Annotated in this window: 26 protein-coding genes and 2 tRNA genes; 14 read left to right on the forward strand and 14 right to left on the reverse strand. The window is 47.0% G+C overall.

The features are described from left to right. Window positions 1-2: 2 nt before the first annotated feature. Both proA and fabB read right to left on the reverse strand, forming a co-directional pair. Window positions 3-1256, reverse strand: coding sequence for a glutamate-5-semialdehyde dehydrogenase (gene proA / locus P7M01_RS07840; RefSeq protein WP_317483478.1), 1254 nt, complete (start codon window positions 1254-1256; stop codon window positions 3-5). Between the two features lie 109 nt (window positions 1257-1365). After that, window positions 1366-2586, reverse strand: coding sequence for a beta-ketoacyl-ACP synthase I (fabB, locus tag P7M01_RS07845; RefSeq protein ID WP_317476147.1), 1221 nt, complete (start codon window positions 2584-2586; stop codon window positions 1366-1368). Window positions 2587-2750: 164 nt separating this feature from the next. Here fabB and mnmC point away from each other — a divergent pair, with 164 nt between their 5' ends. After that, the gene (gene mnmC, locus P7M01_RS07850) at window positions 2751-4787 is read left to right on the forward strand and encodes a bifunctional tRNA (5-methylaminomethyl-2-thiouridine)(34)-methyltransferase MnmD/FAD-dependent 5-carboxymethylaminomethyl-2-thiouridine(34) oxidoreductase MnmC (RefSeq protein ID WP_317483479.1); all 2037 of its coding nucleotides are present in this window, start codon (window positions 2751-2753) and stop codon (window positions 4785-4787) included. A 67-nt stretch (window positions 4788-4854) separates the two neighbouring features. Here mnmC and grpE read toward each other — a convergent pair whose 3' ends face one another. Then, window positions 4855-5454, reverse strand: a complete 600-nt coding sequence (gene grpE, locus P7M01_RS07855) for a nucleotide exchange factor GrpE (protein WP_202935901.1) — start codon at window positions 5452-5454, stop codon at window positions 4855-4857. A gap of 125 nt (window positions 5455-5579) precedes the next feature. Here grpE and P7M01_RS07860 point away from each other — a divergent pair, with 125 nt between their 5' ends. From P7M01_RS07860 to lexA, 9 genes are all read left to right on the forward strand, one after another. Next, window positions 5580-6491 carry an NAD(+) kinase gene (locus P7M01_RS07860; protein ID WP_202935902.1) on the forward strand — a complete coding sequence of 304 codons (912 nt, stop codon included), beginning with the start codon at window positions 5580-5582 and terminating at the stop codon, window positions 6489-6491. Between the two features lie 79 nt (window positions 6492-6570). Beyond that, a complete protein-coding gene (recN, locus tag P7M01_RS07865) occupies window positions 6571-8247 on the forward strand; it encodes a DNA repair protein RecN (protein WP_317476150.1) in 1677 nt (558 codons plus the stop codon). 184 nt (window positions 8248-8431) lie between these two features. Further along, a complete protein-coding gene (locus tag P7M01_RS07870) occupies window positions 8432-9199 on the forward strand; it encodes a hypothetical protein (RefSeq protein WP_317483480.1) in 768 nt (255 codons plus the stop codon). 1 nt (window position 9200) lies between these two features. Continuing rightward, on the forward strand, window positions 9201-9737 hold the full coding sequence (locus P7M01_RS07875; protein WP_317483481.1) for a septation protein A: 537 nt from the start codon (window positions 9201-9203) through the stop codon (window positions 9735-9737). A 2-nt stretch (window positions 9738-9739) separates the two neighbouring features. Then, window positions 9740-10183, forward strand: a complete 444-nt coding sequence (gene yciA, locus P7M01_RS07880) for an acyl-CoA thioester hydrolase YciA (RefSeq protein ID WP_317476153.1) — start codon at window positions 9740-9742, stop codon at window positions 10181-10183. 25 nt (window positions 10184-10208) lie between these two features. Continuing rightward, on the forward strand, window positions 10209-10493 hold the full coding sequence (locus P7M01_RS07885) for a YciI family protein (protein ID WP_317483482.1): 285 nt from the start codon (window positions 10209-10211) through the stop codon (window positions 10491-10493). Window positions 10494-10673: 180 nt separating this feature from the next. Continuing rightward, on the forward strand, window positions 10674-11381 hold the full coding sequence (gene arcA, locus P7M01_RS07890) for a two-component system response regulator ArcA (RefSeq protein ID WP_202935908.1): 708 nt from the start codon (window positions 10674-10676) through the stop codon (window positions 11379-11381). A 129-nt stretch (window positions 11382-11510) separates the two neighbouring features. Next, window positions 11511-11993: an SsrA-binding protein SmpB gene (smpB, locus tag P7M01_RS07895; RefSeq protein ID WP_202935909.1), complete on the forward strand. Its 483-nt coding sequence runs from the start codon at window positions 11511-11513 to the stop codon at window positions 11991-11993. Window positions 11994-12120: 127 nt separating this feature from the next. Continuing rightward, on the forward strand, window positions 12121-12753 hold the full coding sequence (gene lexA, locus P7M01_RS07900) for a transcriptional repressor LexA (protein ID WP_202935910.1): 633 nt from the start codon (window positions 12121-12123) through the stop codon (window positions 12751-12753). Between the two features lie 334 nt (window positions 12754-13087). Here the strand turns inward: lexA and rnhA are convergent, their stop codons facing one another. Next, a complete protein-coding gene (gene rnhA / locus P7M01_RS07905; RefSeq protein ID WP_202935911.1) occupies window positions 13088-13552 on the reverse strand; it encodes a ribonuclease HI in 465 nt (154 codons plus the stop codon). Between the two features lie 72 nt (window positions 13553-13624). Here rnhA and dnaQ point away from each other — a divergent pair, with 72 nt between their 5' ends. The 4 genes from dnaQ to der all read left to right on the forward strand — a co-directional run bounded on the left by dnaQ (window position 13625) and on the right by der (window position 16295). Next, window positions 13625-14404 (forward strand): DNA polymerase III subunit epsilon, encoded by a 780-nt coding sequence (gene dnaQ / locus P7M01_RS07910; RefSeq protein ID WP_317481517.1) that lies wholly within the window; start codon window positions 13625-13627, stop codon window positions 14402-14404. 77 nt (window positions 14405-14481) lie between these two features. After that, window positions 14482-14558 (forward strand) — tRNA-Asp (locus P7M01_RS07915). 34 nt (window positions 14559-14592) lie between these two features. Then, window positions 14593-14669: transfer RNA gene (locus P7M01_RS07920), tRNA-Asp, on the forward strand. Between the two features lie 111 nt (window positions 14670-14780). Continuing rightward, entirely contained in the window at window positions 14781-16295 is a 1515-nt protein-coding gene (gene der / locus P7M01_RS07925) for a ribosome biogenesis GTPase Der (RefSeq protein ID WP_317483483.1), read from the forward strand. Window positions 16296-16350: 55 nt separating this feature from the next. Here the strand turns inward: der and P7M01_RS07930 are convergent, their stop codons facing one another. The 10 genes from P7M01_RS07930 to iscU all read right to left on the reverse strand — a co-directional run bounded on the left by P7M01_RS07930 (window position 16351) and on the right by iscU (window position 23941). Continuing rightward, a complete protein-coding gene (locus P7M01_RS07930) occupies window positions 16351-17532 on the reverse strand; it encodes a sugar transporter (protein WP_317483484.1) in 1182 nt (393 codons plus the stop codon). Continuing rightward, the gene (locus tag P7M01_RS07935; RefSeq protein WP_317483485.1) at window positions 17532-18884 is read right to left on the reverse strand and encodes a hypothetical protein; all 1353 of its coding nucleotides are present in this window, start codon (window positions 18882-18884) and stop codon (window positions 17532-17534) included. Before P7M01_RS07935 ends, P7M01_RS07930 begins: the two co-directional genes overlap by 1 nt. Then, complete coding sequence (dcd, locus tag P7M01_RS07940; RefSeq protein WP_202935916.1) at window positions 18884-19468, reverse strand: dCTP deaminase; 585 nt, start codon at window positions 19466-19468, stop codon at window positions 18884-18886. The genes P7M01_RS07935 and dcd overlap by 1 nt, the downstream gene beginning before the upstream one ends. Before the next feature lies 1 nt (window position 19469). Continuing rightward, a complete protein-coding gene (gene udk, locus P7M01_RS07945; RefSeq protein ID WP_202935917.1) occupies window positions 19470-20108 on the reverse strand; it encodes a uridine kinase in 639 nt (212 codons plus the stop codon). A 113-nt stretch (window positions 20109-20221) separates the two neighbouring features. Continuing rightward, a complete protein-coding gene (iscX, locus tag P7M01_RS07950) occupies window positions 20222-20416 on the reverse strand; it encodes a Fe-S cluster assembly protein IscX (RefSeq protein ID WP_317476163.1) in 195 nt (64 codons plus the stop codon). Next, complete coding sequence (gene fdx / locus P7M01_RS07955; RefSeq protein WP_202935919.1) at window positions 20416-20757, reverse strand: ISC system 2Fe-2S type ferredoxin; 342 nt, start codon at window positions 20755-20757, stop codon at window positions 20416-20418. Before fdx ends, iscX begins: the two co-directional genes overlap by 1 nt. Window positions 20758-20774: 17 nt before the next feature. Beyond that, window positions 20775-22619, reverse strand: coding sequence for a Fe-S protein assembly chaperone HscA (hscA, locus tag P7M01_RS07960; protein WP_317483486.1), 1845 nt, complete (start codon window positions 22617-22619; stop codon window positions 20775-20777). A 6-nt stretch (window positions 22620-22625) separates the two neighbouring features. After that, window positions 22626-23147, reverse strand: a complete 522-nt coding sequence (hscB, locus tag P7M01_RS07965; RefSeq protein ID WP_317483487.1) for a Fe-S protein assembly co-chaperone HscB — start codon at window positions 23145-23147, stop codon at window positions 22626-22628. Window positions 23148-23167: 20 nt separating this feature from the next. Beyond that, the gene (iscA, locus tag P7M01_RS07970; RefSeq protein ID WP_317476166.1) at window positions 23168-23491 is read right to left on the reverse strand and encodes an iron-sulfur cluster assembly protein IscA; all 324 of its coding nucleotides are present in this window, start codon (window positions 23489-23491) and stop codon (window positions 23168-23170) included. A gap of 66 nt (window positions 23492-23557) precedes the next feature. After that, window positions 23558-23941 (reverse strand): Fe-S cluster assembly scaffold IscU, encoded by a 384-nt coding sequence (gene iscU / locus P7M01_RS07975; RefSeq protein ID WP_317476167.1) that lies wholly within the window; start codon window positions 23939-23941, stop codon window positions 23558-23560. Window positions 23942-23964: the final 23 nt, after the last annotated feature.

Consider the following 23964-nt stretch of genomic DNA (forward strand, 5'->3'; position numbering starts at 1 on the left):
AGTTAACTTCGCACCGTGTAATCGCCGGTGGCCACCCATTTATAGGTAGTTAACGCCTCCAAGCCCATCGGACCGCGCGCATGCAGCTTCTGCGTGCTGACGGCAACTTCCGCGCCAAGCCCGAATTGGCCGCCGTCGGTAAAGCGCGTACTGGCGTTCACATAAACCGCCGCCGCGTCGACCTGCGCCACAAATCGGCGCGCCAAGTGCGGAGATTCCGTTAAAATCGCTTCCGAGTGCTGGCTGCCGTATTCGCGAATATGCGCTACCGCCGCCTCAATATCTTTCACAATCACGACGTTTAAATTGGTACACAGCCATTCTTGCCGCAATTCTTCTTCCGTAACGGGCGAAACATCCGCGCGGGCATTATGCAAAATTTCATAGGCCGCCGCATCGGCATAATATTTCACCGATAATTCGGCGGCAAGTTTCGGCAGAAATTCGTGTGCGATACTTTCCTGCACTAATAAAGTTTCCAGCGTATTACACGTGCTCGGGCGCTGGGTTTTGGCATTTTTAATCACCGAAATCGCACGATGTTGATCCGCACTTTGTTCCACAAAAGTGTGACAAACGCCGATTCCTCCCACGATGACCGGAATCGTCGCGTGTTGCTTGCACAATGCGTGTAACCCCGCCCCGCCGCGCGGAATAATCATATCCACGTAACGATCCGATTTCAGCAATTCCATCACCAGTGCGCGATCGGGATCGGTAATCGCCTGCACCGCCGTTTTTGGTAAACCGGCTTTTTCTAACGCATGTTGCACGACCTCCACCAAAATCCGGTTAGAATGCCGGGTTTCTTTACCGCCGCGCAGAATCACCGCGTTCCCGGTTTTCAGACAAAGGCTTGCCACATCGATCGTCACGTTCGGTCTCGCTTCATAAATCGTGCCGATAACGCCCACCGGCACACGAATCCGCTCCAGTTTCAAGCCGCTGTCCAGCATACCGCCGTCGATTAATTTGCCCACCGGATCCGCCAATGACACCACATGGCGTACGTCTTTTGCCATTCCTTGCAGCCGTTCCGGGGTTAACAATAAACGATCGATAATGGCGTCGGTTAATCCGCTTGCTCGCGCGGCGTCAATGTCTTGCGCGTTCGCGGCTAAAATCCGCTGCTGCTGGGATTCCAGCTGTTCCGCAATAATCTGTAATGCGCGATTTTTTTCTTGCGCGGACAACTGGCTTAACTCAAATGCCGCCTGGCGTGCCGCTTTTCCCATTGCCTCTAAATTCGTCATCATTTTTATCCTTATTCGACTTTTTGCACAGCATACCCGATCTCAAAATACAAAAAAAGTGCGGTCAAAAACATGCAAGATTTTGACCGCACTTTATCATGCCGTTCCGGAATTATTTTTCATAACGGCGGAAAACTAACGTCGCGTTGGTACCGCCGAAGCCGAAACTGTTGGACATCACGGTTTTTAAGCCGGCATTTTCTTTCGTTTCGGTAACGATATTCAAGCCTTGCGCCTGTTCGTCCAAGGTTTCGATGTTGATACTCGGCGCAATGAAGTCGTTTTGTAACATTAACAACGTATAAATGGCTTCGTGCGCACCGGCGGCGCCTAATGAGTGCCCCGTCATGGATTTCGTGGACGAAATCGCCGGCGTTTGATCGCCGAATACCGCTCTGATTGCGCCTAATTCTTTGACGTCGCCGACCGGAGTTGAAGTGCCGTGCACGTTGATATAATCGATTGGCGTATCCACATTTTGCATTGCCTGACGCATGCAACGTTCCGCGCCTTCACCGCTTGGCGCCACCATGTCGTAACCGTCGGAGGTGGCGCCGTAGCCGACCACTTCCGCATAAATTTTGGCACCGCGCGCTAAAGCGTGTTCCAGTTCTTCAACCACCACCACTGCGCCGCCGCCTGCGATAACGAAACCGTCGCGGTTTGCATCATACGCACGGGAAGCTTTTTCCGGCGTTTCGTTATATTTGGTTGAAATCGCGCCCATGGCATCAAATTGCGCCGCACCTTCCCAGGACAATTCTTCCGCACCGCCGGCAAAAACGATATCCTGTTTGCCCAACTGAATTAATTCCACCGCATTTCCGATACAGTGCGCGGAAGTGGCGCAAGCCGAACTGATTGAATAGTTCACGCCTTTGATTTTAAACGGTGTCGCCAAGCAGGCTGACACGCTTGAAGACATGGTTTTGGTTACTGCATAAGGACCGATCGCTTTCACGCCGCGCGCACTACGCGCCGCATCGGCGGCTTTTACCTGATAATGGGCGGAACCGATACCCGCACCGATAACCAAACCGGTACGTTCGTTAGAAACCTGATCTTCCGTTAAACCCGCATCCTCAATGGCTTCTTTCATGGAAAGATAAGCGTATGCCGCCGCATCGCCCATAAAACGATAAATTTTACGGTCGATTAATTCCGCAGGATTTAACTTAATCGTTCCCGCAATATGGCTACGCATGCCGATTTCGATAAAACCCGGAACGGTTTCAATCCCTGATTTACCCGATTTCAATGACGCTAACACTTCTTCTTTGTTGTTACCGATGCTAGAGATAACCCCGAAACCGGTGATAACCACTCTTTTCATTCTGTCTTCCTTTGTTGGATTAAATAAATTCACCTTACACTTGTAAGCTGAATGCTAATTTACTATGAAATCGAAATATTGCAAGCATTTATTGCCATATTCGACCACTTTATACCGACACAGGATTATAATAAACTCCAAAATCAGAAAAAAGGAATAAATACATGCTTCATCTTCAACCCGCCGATTTACGTTTCAATGCGGACGGCACGCCGATATCCTACCGTTTTGACGACATTTATTTCTCCACCCAGGACGGCGCGGCGGAAAGCCGTTATGTGTTTCAGCAGGGCAATGCGTTGTGGGAACGCTGGCTGATCTGTCAGGATACGCATTTTGTGATTGCGGAAACGGGATTCGGAACCGGATTGAATTTCTTCGCCGTCACGCTTCTGTTTCGTCAGTTCCGTCAACAAAATCCGCAATCGCCGTTGTCACGATTGTACTTTATTTCCTTCGAAAAATACCCGGTTTCCGCCGAACAGTTATCGATAATCTATCGACCGCTTCCTGAATTTTCCGCGCTGGCGGAACAATTACAAAAATGCTGGCAAATCAACGGCCTGCCGATTGAAGGCTGTTATCGCTATCATTTTGGCGAAACGACGCTGGATCTCTGGTTCGGCGACATCAATACGCAATTACCGCAGCTGGGCGATTATATGCAAAACCGCATTGACGCTTGGTTTTTAGACGGCTTCGCGCCAAGCAAAAATCCCGATATGTGGAACGAAACGGTTTACCATCAAATGTACCGTTACACCAAGCCGCAAGGCACTTTCGCCACTTTCACCGCCGCCGGCGCGGTCAAAAAAGGGCTGGAAGCCGCAGGATTTAGCGTCGAAAAACGCCCGGGATTCGGCAAGAAACGAGAATGTCTGCACGGCAAAAAACTTGCGAAAAACGTACCGCACTTAACCGATCCTCAGGTTGATACGCCTTGGTATTTACCGCAACCCGCGAAATTTGACGGCATAGCGAATGTGGGCATCGTGGGCGGCGGCATCGCCTCGCTGTTCGCCGCGCTGTCGTTACTCGAACGCGGTGCCAACGTGACGCTTTATTGCGAAGACGACGAATTGGCTCTCAATGCCTCCGGCAACAAACAAGGCGCCTTCTATCCGCAGCTCAGCGACGATGACGAACGCAATATTCGTTTTTACGTCCACGCCTTCGCTTACGGCCTGCAACGGCTGCAATGGGCCATTGAACGAGGCATTTCCTTTGAATATCAATTCTGCGGCGTGGCCTTATGCGGCTATGACGACAAAAGTGCGGTCAAATTAGACAAAATTTCCGCTTATCGGTGGGATAAAAAACTGTATGTCGGCATGAATCGGGAAGAACTCAGCCAAACCGTCGGTTTACCGTTGCCCTGCGGCGGCGGATTTATCCCGAACGGTGCTTGGCTGGCGCCGCGGCAATTCGTTCAAAATGCCTTTGCCTTGTTGGAAACGATGGGCTTATCCGTGAAAACGGCGCAAAAAATCACCGCACTTTCGCCGATTCAAAAACACTGGACGCTGCAAAATGCGCAAGGTCAAACATTCCGGCATGACATCGTGGTATTGGCAAACGGCCACCGCTTACACCGCTTCGAACAAACTGCGCATTTACCGCTTTATCCCGTACGGGGGCAAGTCAGTCAAATTGCTACCGGCGAAAATTTAATCAAACTGAACAGCGTGATTTGTTATGACGGCTACATGACGCCGGCGGATCAGGCTAAAACCAGCCATTGCATCGGCGCCAGCCATGTACGGGACTGTGAAAACCGCGATTTCAGCATAACGGAACAGCAAGAAAATCAAATGAAAATTCAGCACAATCTCGCTATGGACTGGACGCGGGAAGTGGATACCTCGGACAATCGCGCGCGAATCGGCGTGCGTTGCGCGGTGCGGGATCGCATTCCGATGATGGGCAACGTGCCGGATTTCGAGCGCCAGGCGGAAGAATACCGCAATCTGTTCAATTTGCGCCGCCGCAAACAACCGATTCCCGCAGCGGCAAATTTCGAGAACCTGTATTTAGTCGGCGCGTTGGGATCGCGCGGATTAACCTCCGCGCCGATTTTAGGCGAATGCGTGGCATCGTTGATTTACGGCGAACCGCTGCCTTTAAGCGAAGATATTATTCACGCTCTCAGCCCGAATCGCAGCTGGATGCGCAAACTGTTAAAAGGCACGCCGGCGAAATAAAAAGTGCGGGAAAAAAATCCTTCGTTTTTTGCCCGCACTTTTACCGAATTTTGTCGGCACAGATAAATTATGCCGCAACCATCACCATCGCCGGACGAATGACTCGGTTGTTTAATAAATAACCTTTCTGCAAAACGGCGGTAATTTGATTGGTTTCAAATCCTTCCGCCGGCTGCATGGAAATAGCCTGATGCAATTCCGGGTTGAAGGTATCGCCCACTAAACCTACCGGTTCAATGCCGAAGCGCGCCACCGTGGCAAGCAACTCTTTCAGGGTTAATTCCACGCCGTCAAATAAGCCTTTCACACTTTCGTCTTCTTTGTTCGCCGGCGTTGCCAGGGCGCGTTCAAGATTATCGATAGTATTTAAAATGTCTTTGGCAAATTTTTCCAAGGCGAATTTGTGCGCTTTTTCCACGTCCTGTTCCGCACGACGACGCATGTTGTCCACTTCCGCCCGGGCGCGTAATAAAGCGTCCTGCTCTTTTTTCGCGGCGTCCGCCAGTTGTTCTTCCAATTCCTGTACCCGCGCAATGGCTTCCTCTAACGGATCCGTAGCGTTTTGTTCGGTTTGCGCTTCCGTTTCGGTTAAATCTTCGGTATTCGGCGCGGCATTTTCTGTTACATTTTCAATCGGTTGTTCTTGTTTTTGCTCTTGTTCTGACATGTTTTACTCCATTCAATAGCGAAAAGTGCGGTCATTCTAACAAAGGATTTCGGGAATGTTAATCTTTGCGCGTTTGTCGTTTCGATGTAATATAAGGGCTAATCCCGATTATTCAAGAGAAATCTATGAAAACGCAAAAAAAGCCCGTCAATACATTGCACGCTTCCTTTAAAACCATCGGTTTGGTGGGACGCCCGCGTAATGACGTCACCCTGCAAATGCACCGCAATATTTTCCAATGGCTGCGCGAACGCGGATATGAAGTTTTGGTGGAAGACAGCGTGGGCGAAGCGTTAAAGTTATCGGCAAATCATATCGCCTCGCTGGAACAAATCGGTCGTCAGGCCCAGCTTGCCATTGTCATCGGCGGAGACGGCAATATGCTGGGGCGCGCCCGCGTGTTGTCCAAATACGATATTGTCATGATCGGCATCAACCGCGGTCATCTCGGGTTTCTGACCGATATTGACCCGAAAAACGCCTATTCTCAGCTGCAGGCTTGTCTGAACGGTGAATTTTTTGTGGAAGAACGTTTCCAGCTTGATGTCAATATCGTGCGTAACGGCGAAATCATTGCCGGCGGTAATGCGATTAACGAAGCGGTTATCCATCCGGCAAAAGTCGCGCATATGATTGATTTCCATGTGCACATTGACGATAAATTTGCTTTCTCACAACGTTCCGACGGTTTAATTATCGCCACGCCGACAGGTTCCACCGCTTATTCGCTTTCCGCCGGCGGGCCGATTTTAACCCCGCAACTAAATGCTATCGCGCTGGTTTCCATGTTCCCGCACACCTTGTCTTCCCGCCCGTTAGTTATCGACGGCAACAGTAAAATTTCCCTGAGTTTCGCCGAATACAATACACCGCAGCTGGAAGTTAACTGCGACAGCCAACTCGCTTTAAATTTTACCAGTGATGATATTGTGACCGTAAAAAAAGCGCCTCATCCTTTACGCCTGCTTCATCTGCAAAATTATAATTATTACAATGTGTTAAGCTCAAAATTAGGCTGGTTAAAAAAATTATTCTAAATTTACTGTAAAAAAACACTTTACTGTATATTTATTTAATATAAAATCACATCCATACAGTTAGAGGGGATTTTTACAGATGCTTACACAACTCACTATCAATAATTTTGCGATCGTTCGCCATTTAGACATTGAACTGGCAAAAGGCTTGTCCGTGATTACCGGCGAAACCGGCGCGGGGAAATCCATTGCTATCGACGCGTTGGGTTTATGTTTGGGTCAACGAGCGGACGCTTCCATGCTACGCAACGGGCAAGAACGGGCGGAAGTCTGTGCAACTTTTCGCATTGAGCCTCGTAGCCCTGCCGCGCTTTGGTTGAAAACGCAGGAATTGGAAGATCAGGATAATCCGACAAGCTGTATTTTGCGCCGTATTATCAGCAATGAAGGGCATTCAAAGGCTTTTATTAACGGCACGCCGGTTTCCGCCGCCGCATTGAAAGAATTAGCCCAATACCTGATCCAGATTAACAGTCAGCACGCCTCTCAATTACTCCTGAAAGCCGATCATCAACTGCAACTGCTGGACAATTTCTGCGCTCATCAGGATTTATTAGCACAAATGCGCAAAGATTATCAACACTGGAAAGCGTTACAGCATCAACTCGACGTCTTCAAACAAAAAGTTGCCGAAAACGAAGCAAAAAAACAACTATTGCAATATCAGGTAAACGAACTGGATGAGTTTAATCTGCAGGATAACGAATATTTGGAATTGGAAGAGGATCACAAACGCCTCTCAAACAGCGAAGAATTAACTTCTTTAACGCAATCGGTTTTACAAATACTCAGCGAAAATGAAACGGTCAGCGCAGACGGTTTGCTCTATCGCGCCCTTCAGCAGCTAGACGAATTAGTCGAACTGGACGGGCAATATAGCGGCGTACAAAGCATGTTGAACGAAGCCCTGATTCAGGTGCAGGAAGCAGTGAATGAGATGCAGACTCTGGCTTCCGCTATCGAACAGGATCCCCATTCGCTTGAAGAAATTGAGAACCGAATGAGCCAAGCCATTCATTTAGCCCGGAAACATCGCGTGCAGCCGGAAAATCTCGTAGAATTTCACCGCACTTTGAAGAGCGAATTAATGCAGTTGGTGGATTTTTCCGGAGGCGAAGACGAATTACTGGCGCAAGAAAAAGCGGCGTTTGATAAAATGCAGACAACCGCAGCGGCACTTCACCGCAGTCGCCAAACCGGTGCCGATAAATTAGCCCAAAGCGTTACAAAATCCATTAAGCAATTAGCTATGGAAAACGCACAATTTTTTATCGAACTTAAAACGGATTTCAACAAAGTGAATGCAAACGGTGCCGACAGCGTTATTTTTAATCTGCAAAGTAATCCGGGACAAAATGCTCAACCGCTGGCAAAAACCGCATCAGGCGGCGAATTATCGCGTATCGCTCTGACGTTACAGGTTTTAACCTCCGATAAGAGCGCAATTCCAACCTTAATTTTCGATGAAATTGATGTAGGTATCAGCGGCGCCACCGCCAGTGTGGTCGGCAAATTATTACGCCGTTTAGGACAAAAATGTCAGGTACTGTGTGTCACGCATCTCCCGCAAGTTGCCTGCCAGGGCAATCAACACTTTTCCGTTGAGAAACTCACCATTGACGGAAAAACGGAAACAAATATGACCGCACTTTCCCCGCAACAACGAGTAAAAGCGTTGGCAAAACTATTAGGCGGCACAAAGATAACCGATAACGCCTTAGCCAATGCTCAGGAATTATTAAATTTAGCCGGTTAACGCTTCGGGTTTATTATTTGGGAGGATGTTTTTTCATCCTCCTTTGCTAATTCGTTTTTCCGAATACTCAGAACAGTTCATAGACAATCAAGAATAGCTTTCAAAATGAATAACCTTAGTGATTTCACCATAAAATGAGTATAATCTTATCAATTTTGTAACAACTCTATGTTTAAGGACAGCAATGCCAATTAACTTTACCCAACTTTTTCGCGACAGTTGGAATTTTATGCGGAACCAACGTCAGTTCGTCATAAAATTCATGCTGATATTTCTGGTCGTTTCCGCCGGAATGAGCGCTCTTGCTTCGATACTGCAATCTTCGGTAACCAACCCGGCTCAGATGGATCAAACCCAATTGGCTCAATCCATGATTGAACAGTCACAGCAACCGTCCAAACAACTGTTTTTCTTACTGAATCAGGGCGTGACGCTTTTCATTTCCAGTTGGGCGCTAACGGTGATTCACTCAATCAGCCGGCAACGCGGTATGAATCTTATAGTCTCGGCCGCTTTCACGGCCCGTCGTTTTATTGGCGTTGCGTTGCTGAGCATCTTGAGCGTATTGCCGTTATTCATCGGATTATGGTTCGCATTCGGCGACATGAGCAACAACCAAGCACCGTCAATTCTGTCTTTAGTTTTGATGATTGCCGGTCTTATTCTGTTTATTCGTCTCTGTTTAGGGCCGGTGGAATATCTGATTCAACCGGTTTCCATGCAAAGTGCGGTCAAAAATATTTTAGTTTTTGGTACGAAACGGACGGGCACGCTGTTTTTCTATTGTTTAATCGTGAACTTTTTCCTGCCGCTTATCGGGTTGCAGCTCTCCGCGATGGCAATTAATATGCTGTTTAGTGTGATCGTACTGGCGGCTATTGCCTTAGTCAGCCTGTTTTCATTGATTTTCACTTATCGTTTTTATTCTATTTTCAGCAACCAGGCGACGTAATATGAAGCAATTACTCGAATTTATCCCGCTCGTCCTCTTTTTTGCGGTTTACAAATTATCCGGCATTCGCGATGCGGCGATAACCTTAGTTATCGCCACCGTCGTGCAGCTGATTATTCTTAAAATCAAATACGGTCAAATCGAAAAACAGCAAATCATTATGGGTATCGCCGTAGTCTTTTTCGGTTTATTAACGGCTTATTTCAATGAAGTCAAATACTTACAGTGGAAAGTAACCATTATATACGCGTTATTCGCCGCCATTCTATTAATCGGACAATTTGTATTCAAAATCCCGTTAATCCGGAAATTACTCGGCAAAGAAATCGAATTACCCGATCCCGCCTGGCAAAAACTCAATTTAGGCTGGGCCGGATTTTTTGTGCTTTGTATGCTGACTAACATTTATATCAGCCAATATTATTCGGAAGAAATCTGGGTTGATTTCAAATCATTCGGCATTATCGGCATGACCCTTATTGCAACACTGATTACAGGCGTATATATTTACCGTTACCTTCCAAAGGATAAGGACTAATCATGACAGAACACATTGTTTCCCGCCAACCCGAAGGTTCTCTGATTTTACGTACATTGGCGATGCCTTCCGATACCAATGCTAACGGCGATATTTTCGGCGGTTGGATTATGTCACAAATGGATATGGGCGGCGCGATTCTGGCAAAAGAAATCGCTAAAGGACGCGTGGTCACCGTTTGCGTCGATAAAATTACTTTTTTACGCCCGATTTCCGTGGGAGATGTGGTCTGTTGTTACGGTAAACTGGTTAAAGTCGGACGCACCTCCATGCAGGTCAAAGTAGAAGTCTGGATCAAACAGGTATACGCCGGCGTACGTGATCGCCATTGCGTAACCGAAGCCCTGTTCACCTATGTTGCAATAGACGAAAAAGGGAAACCGCGCGCCGTACCGCAAGAAAACAACCCGGAATTAGAGCAAGCGCTCGCATTAATGAATGCCTGATTTTTAATAATAAAGGAGAAATGAAATGGAATATTTTGTTATTTTTGCTCAAGACAGACCTAACACTTTGGAACAGCGTCTGGCGGTACGTCCGCAACATTTAGCGCGTCTGGAACAGTTGAAAGCCGAAGATCGCCTATTAACGGCGGGCCCGAATCCCAGCGCGGACGGCAACGGCATTACCGGTTCAACCGTGATCGCGAAATTTGCCACGTTAGAAGACGCGCAAGCCTGGGCGGCCCAAGATCCTTATGTGGGTGCGAAAGTTTACGGCGAAGTAATCGTCAAACCGTTTAAGCGCGTGTTCTAACACATCAAGTTGATTTGAATATCAAAGAGATAATGTCTTATTTTTTATGATCTAAATCATAAAAATTGCGGCTAATTTCCAGATTTTGTATTTCTCACTTGTTACAAGAATGTTACATGGGTAGAATCCACCTTCAGAAATACCCAATATTAGGGATAAAAATTTAAAAGGGAAAGAAAAATGATAACGCCTAATATTCTTGTGGTCGAAGACGAAACTATCACGCGAAATACCTTAAAAAGTATTTTCGAAGCCGAAGGTTACAACGTTTTCGAAGCAACCGACGGTGCTCAAATGCACCGTGTCTTAGCCGAACACAGCATTCATTTGGTGGTGATGGACATCAATCTGCCGGGTAAAAACGGACTTATGCTCGCCAGAGAATTACGTGAAAATGCCGATATCGCTTTGATTTTCTTAACCGGACGCGATAACGAAGTAGATAAAATCCTCGGGTTGGAAATCGGTGCCGACGACTATTTAACCAAGCCGTTTAATCCGCGCGAATTAACTATTCGGGCACGCAACTTACTGCAACGCACCATGAGCGAACATAAAAGTGCGGTGGAAAATATTGAAATTTTCCGTTTTAACGGCTGGACTTTGGATTCCAACCAACACGCTTTAATCACTCCGGAAGGCGAAATCATTAAATTACCGCGCAGTGAATTCCGCGCAATGCTGCATTTCTGCGAAAACCCGGGCAAAATTCAATCCCGGGAAGAATTATTGCGCAAAATGACGGGGCGGGAATTGAAAGATAACGATCGCACGGTGGATGTCACCATCCGCCGCATTCGCAAACATTTTGAAAATCACGGCAATACGCCTGAAATTATTGCCACTATCCACGGCGAAGGTTACCGCTTCTGCGGCGAATTGGAATAAACTGTCGCATAACAAAAGTGCGGGCAAAAAAACGAAAGAATTTTTGCCCGCACTTTTGCTTTCCGGCTAGAATTGTGTTCGTTCCGCTTATTCGGTACAATTCCGACAAAACAATTAATCAGCAAAATTATGACGAAGAAAAAAAACAAAGCGGTCTCCAACACCATTGCATTAAACAAACGCGCTCGCCACGACTATTTTATTGAAGAAGAAATTGAAGCGGGACTTTCACTGCAAGGCTGGGAAGTGAAATCTATGCGTGCGGGTAAAGCCAACATCAGCGACAGTTACGTCATTTTCAATAACGGAGAAGCGTTCCTGTTCGGCGCCACCATCCAACCCCTTTCCGTCGCCTCTACCCATGTGGTTTGCGATCCGACACGCACCCGTAAATTGCTGCTCAACGAGCGAGAATTGGCCTCCTTATTCGGCAAAGCCAACCGGGACGGTTACACGATTGTAGCGCTTTCACTCTACTGGAAAAACGCTTGGGCGAAACTCAAAATCGGGTTAGCCAAAGGGAAAAAACAACATGATAAACGCGAAGATATTAAAGATCGCGAGTGGAAAGTTCAAAAAGATCGTATCATGAAAAACGCCCATCGAGGTTAATTTTCTCACTTCCCAAAAATACAGTATGTTTTTCCGAATATACTGTATTTTTTTGTATTTATAGGTTGTATATATAGTGAAAACTGTATAGAATATCAATCATTGTATACAACCACAGGGAAATATTATGTCATTAGCCAAACCACTTACTGCCCGCCAGCAAGAAGTTTATAACTTTCTCAAACACTACATCGAAACGACCGGCATGCCGCCGACACGTGCCGAAATTTCCCGCGAATTAGGTTTTCGTTCCCCTAACGCGGCGGAAGAGCATTTGAAAGCTCTTGCTCGCAAAGGCGCCGTAGAAATTTTAGCCGGCACCTCACGGGGTATCCGTTTACTGCTTGACGCCGCCAATGACGAACCGGAAGGTTTACCGTTAATCGGTCAGGTGGCCGCCGGCGAACCGATTCTGGCGGAACAGCATATTGAAGGCACTTATCGCGTCGATCCCGATATGTTTAAACCGCAGGCGGATTTCCTGCTTAAAGTGAACGGACAATCTATGAAAAATATTGGCATTTTAGATGGCGATTTGCTTGCCGTACACAGTACAAAAGACGTACGCAACGGGCAAGTGATTGTGGCGCGCATTGAAGATGAAGTCACGGTAAAACGTTTGGAACGCAAAGGCGATATTATTTATCTCCATGCGGAAAATGAAGAATTTGCGCCGATTGTCGTCAATTTACGCGAACAGGAACGTTTTGAAATTGAAGGAATCGCCGTAGGTATTATTCGCAATAATGCATGGATGTAATTGTTCCGGAAATCCTTTGACGCGGCAAAACTCAATCAAAGTGCGGTGAAAAATCGCAACGTTTTTTTAATTAATCTTAACGATTGTTAGTTAAGGTAAGTGTCGTATTATTCGTTGGTTACACCGTGAACGGTAAATTTTAAACGCTATGGTTAAGTTTTCGCAGATATAAAGCGTTATCGGAACAATGGCGTGGCAAAAATGTCGTTAAGGAAAATGCATGACGGAGAAAGAATTAAAAATGATCAAATTTTTGACCGCACTTTGATCATTTTTCAATTTCCCGCATGTCTCTGATTTGGCTCGGAAGCTTGTTTTTATTGTTAATATCGCTTCAATCCGGCTGATAACCGACATCTTCCGATGTCGGATTTTCCGCTCCCTGTTTTGCAAGCTCATCACAAATTTCATTTTCGCGATGACCGGAATGCCCTTTAACCCAACGCCAATGAATGTCATGAGATTGGATAGCCGCGTCCAACGCCATCCATAAATCCTGATTTTTAACCGGCTTGCCTGTACTGGCTTTCCAATTATTTTTTTTCCAGTTGAAAATCCATTGGGTTATGCCGTTTTTCATGTACTGGCTGTCACTATGCAAGGTAATCCGGCAGGGTTCTTTCAATAAATTTAACGCCTCAATAACGGCGCGTAATTCCATGCGATTATTGGTAGTTAAAAAATAGCCTTTTGATAAGGTTTTTTCATGTTGTTTATAGCGCAGAAGCACGCCGATTCCGCCGGCTCCCGGATTGCCGAGACAAGAACCGTCAGTAAAAATTTCAATCTGTTTTCCCATAATCTGTTACAATCATCCCCTAAAAGTGCGGTTGATAATAGCGCAAATAAACAAAAATAGACAGCAAGAACCATGAAAGAAGAAAATGAAATTATTCGCCAAATTGTGCTCGATACCGAAACAACGGGTATGAATCAATTCGGCGCACATTATGAAGGACATTGCATTATCGAAATCGGTGCGGTGGAACTGATTAACCGCAAATATACCGGCCGTAAATTGCATTTATATGTCAAACCCGATCGCCCTATTGATCCCGAAGCAATTAAAGTTCACGGCATCACCGACGAAATGCTGGCCGATAAACCGGACTTCGCCGCCGTCGCGCAGGAATTCATTGATTTTATCAAAGATGCGGAATTGCTCATTCATAACGCTCCCTTCGACGTGGGCTTTATGGATTACGAATTCCGCAAACATCATATAGATGTCAAAACGGCGGATATTTGCACGATAACGGATACGCTCCAAATGGCGCGCCGGCAATATCCGGGGAAACGCAATAATTTAGACGCATTGTGCGATCGTCTGCATATCGACAACAGCAAACGAACCTTGCACGGAGCATTGCTGGATGCGGAGATTTTAGGCGACGTATATTTAGCCATGACCGGCGGACAAGTCAGCCTGTTTGCCGAACAAGAAACCGAAACGCCGGTTCCGCAAGCGGAAGAAATCAAAGAAGAATTGACTCCCGTTAAAATTTCCTCAGAAGGGTTAATCGCTTTACCGTTAACCGAAGAGGAATCTGCGGCTCATGCAGAATATCTTTCGTTAATTAACAAAAAGAGCAAAGATAACTGTATTTGGATCAAAAGATTGTCTCCGAACGCTAATAAAACCGTGCATTAATTAAGCAAGCGGATCCAAACCGGAGAAAAAACAGTTGACGAAAACGCTTATGACAAGTATCATTCGCAACACTTAGCGGAGTGGTAGTTCAGCTGGTTAGAATACCTGCCTGTCACGCAGGGGGTCGCGGGTTCGAGTCCCGTCCATTCCGCCAACTTTTTCAATTTGATTCCTTATAAATTAGCTGCGGAGTGGTAGTTCAGCTGGTTAGAATACCTGCCTGTCACGCAGGGGGTCGCGGGTTCGAGTCCCGTCCATTCCGCCAACATTCAAAAAGCACAGTTTAGACTGTGCTTTTTACTTTTACAAAATATAAAAATCCCCTGAGATCTGATATACTTCCACGAATTTTATTCCGAATTAAGAGATATTTTTTATGACAACTCCCGTTGTGGCGCTCGTCGGTCGCCCTAATGTAGGTAAATCTACTCTATTCAACCGCTTAACCCGCACGCGTGATGCATTAGTGGCGGACTTTCCCGGTTTAACCCGAGATCGTAAATACGGCCAGGCTAATATTGCGGGCTATGATTTCATCGTCATTGATACCGGCGGAATTGACGGTTCCGAGGAAGGTGTCGAAGAAAAAATGGCGGAACAATCGCTGCTCGCCGTTGAAGAAGCGGATGTGGTGCTGTTTCTGGTGGACGCGCGCGCAGGCTTAACGCCCGCCGACATCGGCATTGCCAACTATCTTCGTCAGCGTCAGAACAAAATCACGATTGTGGTCGCCAACAAAACCGATGGTATTGACGCTGATTCTCATTGCGCGGAATTCTATCAGCTGGGATTGGGTGACATCGCCCAAATTGCCGCCGCCCAAGGGCGTGGCGTCGCACAACTGATGGAAACCGTGCTGGCTCCGCTTGCTGAAAAAATGGGGGAAAGTGCGGTCGAAAATAGCGAAGATTTTGAAGAACAGGACGAATGGGAACAATCCTTCGATTTTTCCGACGAAAACGATACCGCATTATTAGACGAAGCGTTGGAAGAAGAAAATACGGGGCCGGATCATAAAAACATTAAAATCGCGATTGTCGGGCGTCCGAACGTAGGAAAATCCACCCTCACCAACCGCATTTTAGGTGAAGAGCGCGTAGTGGTTTACGACTTACCCGGCACAACGCGCGACAGTATTTATATTCCGATGGAACGTGACGGTCAGCATTACACAATTATCGATACCGCCGGGGTACGCAAACGCGGCAAAGTTCATTTAACCGTCGAAAAATTCTCCGTCATTAAAACCTTACAAGCCATTCAGGATGCCAATGTCGTGTTATTGACGATTGATGCCCGCGAAGGTATTTCCGATCAGGATTTATCGTTACTCGGCTTTATTCTGAATGCCGGTCGTTCCTTGGTCATCGTGGTAAATAAATGGGACGGATTGGATCAGGATGTTAAAGATCGTGTGAAATCCGAACTCGATCGCCGCCTGGATTTTATCGATTTTGCCCGCGTACATTTTATTTCCGCCTTGCACGGCAGCGGAGTCGGCAATCTGTTTGAATCCGTGCGAGAAGCTTACGCCTGCGCAACGCAAAAAATGACCACATCATTGCTGACGCGAATTCTGCAAATGGCAACGGACGAACACCAGCCGCCGATGGTCGGCGGTCGCCGTATTAAGCTGAAATATGCGCATCCGGGCGGTTATAACCCGCCGATTATCGTTGTACACGGTAATCAAATGGACAAACTGCCGGACAGTTATAAACGTTATCTGTCAAACTATTATCGGCGCAGCCTGAAAATCGTCGGCTCACCGATTCGCATTCAGTTCCAGGAAGGCAACAACCCGTTTGCCGGCAAACGCAACAAATTAACACCGAATCAGTTGCGCAAACGCAAACGCCTAATGAAATTTATTAAGAAATCAAAACGTTAACAAAAAGTGCGGTCAAATTTGACCGCACTTTTCATTATCCTCCACTGAAACTTAATTATTCGGATGGCACATTGCGATATTTCAAATGAAGGACAACAAATAACGCAATGCCCAGCACACCAATCAGCGCGCCCGCAAAACCGATACCGCCTAAACCCCAATGCCGCATAACCTGATTACCGATTAAAGCGCCGCCACCGATGCCCACATTATAAATCCCCGAATAAATCGCCGTGGCCACATCCGTCGCGTCCGGAGCCTGCTGCAACACGCGCATTTGTAACCCGATCGACAGGCCTGAAATTCCGATTCCCCACACAAAAATTAAGATCAGCATTAACGCGGTATAACCGCTTAGCAAATACACCGAACAAAGCGATAAAATCAGCAAGCCCATGGCACTCATCACGAATTTGATCGGGGAAAAACGATAAATACGTCCGAATAAGAAACTAGCCACAAAGCCCGCCAGCCCGAAAATAAGCAACACAAGCGTCGCGCTGCCTTCCGTCATACCGCCGATTTCTTTCACGAAGGGTTCGATATAGCTGTATGCCGTAAAATGGGCGGAAATAATCAGCACGGTCACCGCGTAGCTTCCCATCAGCAAAGGACGCTTCACCAAACTCGGTAAACTGGCGAAAGATCCTGCGTTTTTGCTGGGCAAATGCGGTAAGAGTTTTGCCAGAACGAGCATTACCACAAAAGCCGACAAGGCGATCAAGGCAAATGTGGTACGCCACCCCAGCCATTGTCCGATTATTCGTCCTAAAGGCAAACCCAGCACCATCGCCATGGAAGAACCCATCGCGATCATACCCAATGCCTGCGTTTGCTTTCCTTTTGGGGCAATTCGCATGGCAAGAGCGGCGGTAATCGACCAAAACACCGCATGCGCCAAGGCAATTAATATGCGGGAAAGTAAAAGAATGCCGTAATTCCAGGCGATGACCGACAAAATATGTCCGCTAACAAACAACAGAAACAATTTTAATAACAGGCTTCGACGTTCCGATTTTGCCGTAATTAACATTAACGGCAAGGACATCAGCGACACAATCCAGGCATAAACCGTGATCATCAGCCCGGTTTGCGAAACGGGCATCGCAAAACTCTGCGCAATATCGGAGAGCAAGGCGACGGGAACAAATTCGGTCGTATTAAAAATAAAGGCGGCAAACGCTATGGCTACAATACGAAAATTAGCAAAGCGCTCGAATTTTGCAGTGTTAAACATTATCTAAACTTCTCACGCAGAAAATCTTTTAACTGATTACGGAAATCGCGATTAAATTTCACTTTATATTGAGGAGATTTGCAATCGCCGAAAAAATGCACCGGTAGGGTTAGGGCGCGGTAACGTTCGTCATTGGAGGAAATATAGGTCATAAAATCACAATAACCCGTGATTAAATCCACATATCCCTGACTTTTTGCCGTAAAGTCGCGATGCAGCATTTGCGTACGGTCAACGCGAATGCCTTCGGGTTCCCAGCGAAATTGGGTTTCAAGTACATCAAAAGAGGTTTCGATATGCTTATTATTCAGCTCGCTTTCATCATAGTTAAGCGGCACATACTGACCAATCAGCGCCAGCAATCCCACGCCTTTTAATTTACCTTCCGTCACGCGTCCCGTAATCATACCGTGGCGAGGCAAAGCGTCTTGCGAAAATAAATCCGCTTCAACGGAAACGTCCCCTGAAATCAAATCCGGAATATTAAACGCTTTCAACCAATCCGCCAGCACCAAATGCTGAGCGGAAATCATTAAATGATAAGGTTCCGGCCGTGTCGATTGAGAGTGGGATTCAAGATTAGCGGACAACCGCCCTTTATCGGATATAAAAGGAAACTGAACGACCGCATTAAGCCGGGGCTCGGTTTGAATGCGAGCATTCACCTCATTAAGGGCAATGTGATTAAACTCCGCGCCGGCCAAATTGACAATATAGCCTTCTTGCGGCAAGCGCAAAATTTCACCGTTCTTCCAGTTTAAAAGAATTTGTTCGGCATTAAATAAACGGCGTTTTTTCAGCTGAATTGTCGCCTTTACATTATTCAGGCGAAGACCCGATGAAATCGGTCTTAACGCCCCTTCAAAGGTTAATTTGTCCTCTTGTTCATTTAAAGCCGCAACATTAATGAACAATTCGGGCATTTTTTCCGGGAAGTCGGAACCTTGGCGATATTGCGCCGACAACGCGGGCAATGAGGCTAACTTTAAGTTTTCCGGCGTGATCACGGCGTTAATTTGCTGAAAATAAAAATTCTCCTTCAAATTTGACCGCACTTTTCCGTTTTCCAGTTGCAAATCGGCGATTGCCGATTGCCCGAATAACCATCCCCACCAACTGAAATTTAAGCGAACCCGTTCCGCGGAGAAAGACATATCTTCCGTTAAATAAGTGACGCCGGCTAAATCAATAGCGGGCGAAGGCAACCAATTTACCCGAGACTGCGCCACTTGAATGCGGTTATCCTGCAAAAGTGCGGTCAGTTTTTGCTCGATTTTGCCTTTTTGCACATAAACAAAAGCCAAAAAGGCAAAGACAATCACAAGAAAGCCTATGCCTAATTTTTTCATCATTATTTGTCCTGATTAATACGGCTTGCCACCGCGCTTTGCTGATTTTTATATTTTGCGTCCTGGCGGCTGTTGTAAGGCCGCGCCGCCGGTCCGCTTAATACTTCAAAACTCAGGGCGCCGATGATCATGTTAGGACGCAACGCCAGCGGCAATTTACCGGAATTATAGAATTCCAATACGATTTTACCTTCCCAGCCCGGATCAATACGATGGGCCGTGACATGCACCATTAACCCTAAACGCGCCAGCGAAGAACGCCCGTCCAGCCAACCGATAATATTATCGGGCAGTTTAACGCTTTCCAGCGTCGTCGCTAGTGCCAACACGCCGGGATGCAGAAAAAATGCCTCATCGTCGGCAATGATGATTTCGTCGCTCATCACCCGTTCAAGTTGTTCCGCCACCGCTTCTTTCGGTCCGCTCACATCGATGTAAGCGGCGGAATGGTCGCGAAAAACACGAAAGGAATTTCCCAAACGCAAATCGATGGTCGCACCGTTGATTTTGCTGTTATCCGGACGCGGGAAAATGCCGATAACGCCTTCGTCCAAGTGTTTTTCAATATCGGTGTCACAAAGTCTCATCTTATCTTCCTAATAATTTCAAAATCTGCGCTTTTAACAATTCAATGGCCACGCGGTTTTTGCCGCCGCGCGGAATAATGACGTCCGCATATTGTTTGGACGGTTCGATAAACTGCAAAAACATCGGTCTGACCGTCGTGCGGTATTGCTGAATAACGGATTCCATAGAACGTCCGCGTTGCACCATATCCCGCTGCAAACGGCGAATAAAACAAATATCCAGCGGCGTATCGACAAATACCGACATGGACAATTCATTGCGCACGCGTTCGTCGGTAAGCAGCAAAATGCCTTCTAAAATAATAATTTTGCGCGGTTCAAAATGGGTTATTTCTTTCGAACGGTTGTGTTCGGCATAATTATAAACGGGAATATCCACCGCTTTTCCCGCTTTCAGGGCGCGTAAATGTTCGATGAGCAAATCGCGGTCCATCGAATTCGGGTGGTCATAATTGGTTTTCGTTCGGGTTTCAAAATCCAGGTGACTTTGATCTTTGTAATAGCTGTCTTCCGCGATAATGCCGATCTCGCCGCAATTTAATTCCCGTAATAATTCATCGTGAACGGTGGAAGCGATTAAACTTTTTCCAGACGCGGACGCGCCCGCGATGCCGATAATAATGCAAGATGTCTCTGCCATAAATGCTGACCTGAATGGGTAAAATTGAAGAAATTATACGGGAAAATTGTGGTTTTTGATAGCAATAGACCAAAAGTGCGGTCAAAATTTCCGGAATTTTGACCGCACTTGGATTATTGGTATTCTTCCAGCCATTTCAATAAAACGGCTTCGAGAATTTTTTCATTACTGGCATCGGGATTATCGTCAAATCCGTCCAATTCGCAAATCCACCGATGCATATCGGTGAAACGAACGGTTTGGGGATCTAAATCCGGATTGCGATCATACAAAGCTTCGGCAATTTCCTGCGCGTCCGTCCATTTCATTAATGCGCCGCCTCATTGACTTGGTTAATATTGTATTTAGGGATTTCCACCACCAAATCTTCATCGCCGATCACGCATTGACAGGATAAACGACTTTCCATTTCCAGACCCCAGGCTTTATCCAGCATATCCTCTTCCTGATCGCTGGTTTCGTTTAAGCTGTCGTAACCTTCGCGGATCACCACATGACAAGTGGTACAAGCACAGGAACCGTCGCAGGCGTGGTGAATTTCCACCCCGGCATTATGAGCGACTTCAAGCAAATTCTCGCCCGCAGCGGCATCAACGACCATGCCTTCGGGACAAATCTCTTCATTCGGAAGAAAAACAATTTTTGGCATAATACTTTCCTATAACGTTATAAACTGTCTACAGACTGGCCGGACAATGCGCGTCGGATAGATTTATCCATGCGACGGGCGGCAAATTCCTGAGTTGCCGCATCCAGCGCTTTAATTCCCTGCTTAATCGCCTGCGTATCCGTGCCTTGTTGTAAATTATCCAAAAAAACTAACGCATTTTTGACCGCACTTAATTCGTCGTCATTCAATAAATCCTGATCGTCCTGCAAAGCGGATAACACGGCTTCAATCACGCGGCGGGCTTCAACCCGCTGCTCCGCCAGCATACGGGCGTCGATATCTTCTTTAGCATTTTCCATTGAAGCTTTCAGCATTCGGGTGATTTCATCGTCAGTCAGACCATAAGAAGGTTTCACCTGAATGCTGGATTGTACGCCAGTGGATTTTTCCATCGCCGTCACGCTCAGCAAACCGTCCGCGTCCACCTGATAAGTCACGCGGATATGAGCTGCGCCCGCCGCCATCGGCGGAATGCCGCGCAATGTGAAACGAGCCAGAGAGCGGCAATCGCTCACCAATTCACGTTCGCCCTGCACTACATGCACCGACATGGCGGTTTGGCCGTCTTTAAACGTGGTAAATTCCTGCGCCCGCGCCACCGGAATGGTGGTATTACGCGGAATAATTTTTTCCACCAAACCGCCCATGGTTTCAATACCGAGAGACAGCGGAATCACATCCAGCAGTAACATTTCGTTATCGGGTTTGTTACCCGCCAGAATATCCGCCTGAATTGCCGCACCCAACGCCACAACTTTATCGGGGTCAATGGACGTCAACGGCTGACGTTGGAAAAACGCGCCCACTTGTTCGCGTACAAAGGGAACGCGGGTAGAACCGCCCACCATTACCACTTCCCGCACGTCGGACTGGCTGATTCCCGCATCTTTCAACGCTCGGCGGCAAGCCATTAGCGAACGTTTCACTAAATTCGAAATAAGTGCGTTGAACTCGTCGCGTCGCATTTCACCCTGCCAGCCCCGGTATGAAAGGTTGACCTGCGGGTTGTCCGTTAAAGCGATTTTAGTTTGCGTCGCCAATTCAATCAGCAGCCGTTTTTGTTGATCGTCCTGCGGTTGAATGCCGGATTTTTCACTGATCCAATCCGCGATCAAATGATCGAAATCATCACCGCCCAATGCGGTGTCCCCGCCGGTCGCCAGCACTTCAAACACGCCCCGGGATAAACGCAGAATCGAAATATCGAAGGTGCCGCCGCCTAAATCATAAACGGCGATGACGCCTTCCTGTCCGCTGTCCAGACCATAGGCGATAGCCGCCGCAGTCGGTTCGTTTAACAGACGCAACACATTCAGTCCCGCTAATTTTGCGGCGTCTTTCGTACTTTGGCGTTGCGCGTCATCAAAATACGCCGGCACCGTAATCACGGCGCCCTGTAATTCGCCGCCCAAACGTTGTTGCGCAAGTGCGGTCAATTTTTTTAAAATTTCTCCGGAAACTTCAACCGGGCTGACGTTACCTTGCACCGTGTTCATTAACGGCAATCCGTTTTCGCTTTGCACAAACCGATACGGTAAATTTGGGTAACGCGCTTGCACATCGCTCAGGCTGCGCCCAATCAAGCGTTTTACCGAAATAATCGTATTTTGCGGATCCCGGCTCGCCAATTCACCGGCTTCATAGCCGACGGTCACCTCGTTGCCGTAATGCACGATAGAAGGCGTTAACGGACGCTCCCGTTCATCGGATAAAATTTCCGCCCGACCGTTGCGCACCGTCGCCACCAGACTGTTTGTCGTGCCGAGATCAATGCCGATTGCTAATTTATGCTGATGCGGAGCCGCACTTTGTCCCGGCTCGGCAATCTGAAGTAATGCCATAATGATTTAAAATCCTGAAATCTGTTCTTCTACCCGCTCAATCTCAGTGTTGAGCTTTTTCATAAAACGTAAACGATCGTTAATTTGTTCGGCTTGTTGCCAATTTTGCTCGCTAAGTGCGGTAGAAATTTCCGTTAAATTTTCTCGCTGCACCGATTCAATATTGAGCACGAAATCCGTCAACGCATCCCAGTCCTGCGCTTGTTCAATCTCTTCCAACCGTTCGCGCCATTCCAGCTGCTGCATCAAAAATTCCATATCCTGATTGCTTTTTTGTTCGATGTCCCGCACGTCCGCCGAATTCAAACGGATAATACAGTCTGCGCGACTGACGGGATCTTTCAGAATCTGCAGCGCATCGTTGATTTCCGCCGATTTTTGCATGGCTAAGCGCTGTTCTTGCGGCGAGCTGTGAGCAAAATTATCCGGATGGAGCGATTTCTGCAACGCCAGATAACGGCTGGTCAGCAGATCGTTATCAAGATGAAAATCAACAGGAAGATCAAAGAGTTCGAATGGATTGGCCATAATAATCCGTTTACAAAATGTTACACGCTGAAACTTTCACCGCAGCCGCATTGATCTTTAATGTTCGGATTGGTGAATTTGAAACCTTCATTTAAGCCTTCTTTGACAAAATCCAATTGTGTGCCGTCAAGATAAACCAAGCTTTTTTTGTCGACGATGATTTTAATGTCATCTTGTTCGAAGACCTGATCGTCGTCGCTTAATTTATCAACGAATTCAAGCACATAAGCCAATCCGGAACAACCCGATGTTTTAACACCCAGACGTAAACCGATGCCGCTGCCGCGATTTTTTAAAAACGTACGAACCCGGTTTAACGCCGTTTCACTTAATGTTATTGCCATTTTCTGCCTCACAAAGATTGAAAGTGCGGTCAGTTTTTCGTCGATTTTTTTGACCGCACTTTAAAATTATTCGCCTTTTTTCGCTTTGTAATCCGCAATCGCCGCTTTAATCGCATCTTCCGCCAGAATTGAGCAATGCACTTTTACCGGCGGCAATTCAAGTTCTTCGGCGATTTGGCTGTTTTTGATTGCGCCCGCTTCATCCAAAGATTTGCCTTTCACCCATTCGGTAATCAGCGAACTGGAAGCGATGGCGGAACCGCAACCGTAGGTTTTGAATTTCGCATCTTCGATAATGCCGCGATCATTTACTTTAATCTGCAACTGCATAACGTCGCCGCAAGCCGGCGCGCCGACCATGCCGGTGCCGACATCCGACGCTTTCTTATCAAACGAACCGACATTGCGCGGATTTTCATAATGATCGATAACTTTTTCACTATATGCCATTTTCTTCTGTTCCTAATTTTCAA

This window comes from Exercitatus varius (genome assembly GCF_029577735.1).
In the GTDB taxonomy this organism is placed as follows: domain Bacteria; phylum Pseudomonadota; class Gammaproteobacteria; order Enterobacterales; family Pasteurellaceae; genus Exercitatus; species Exercitatus varius.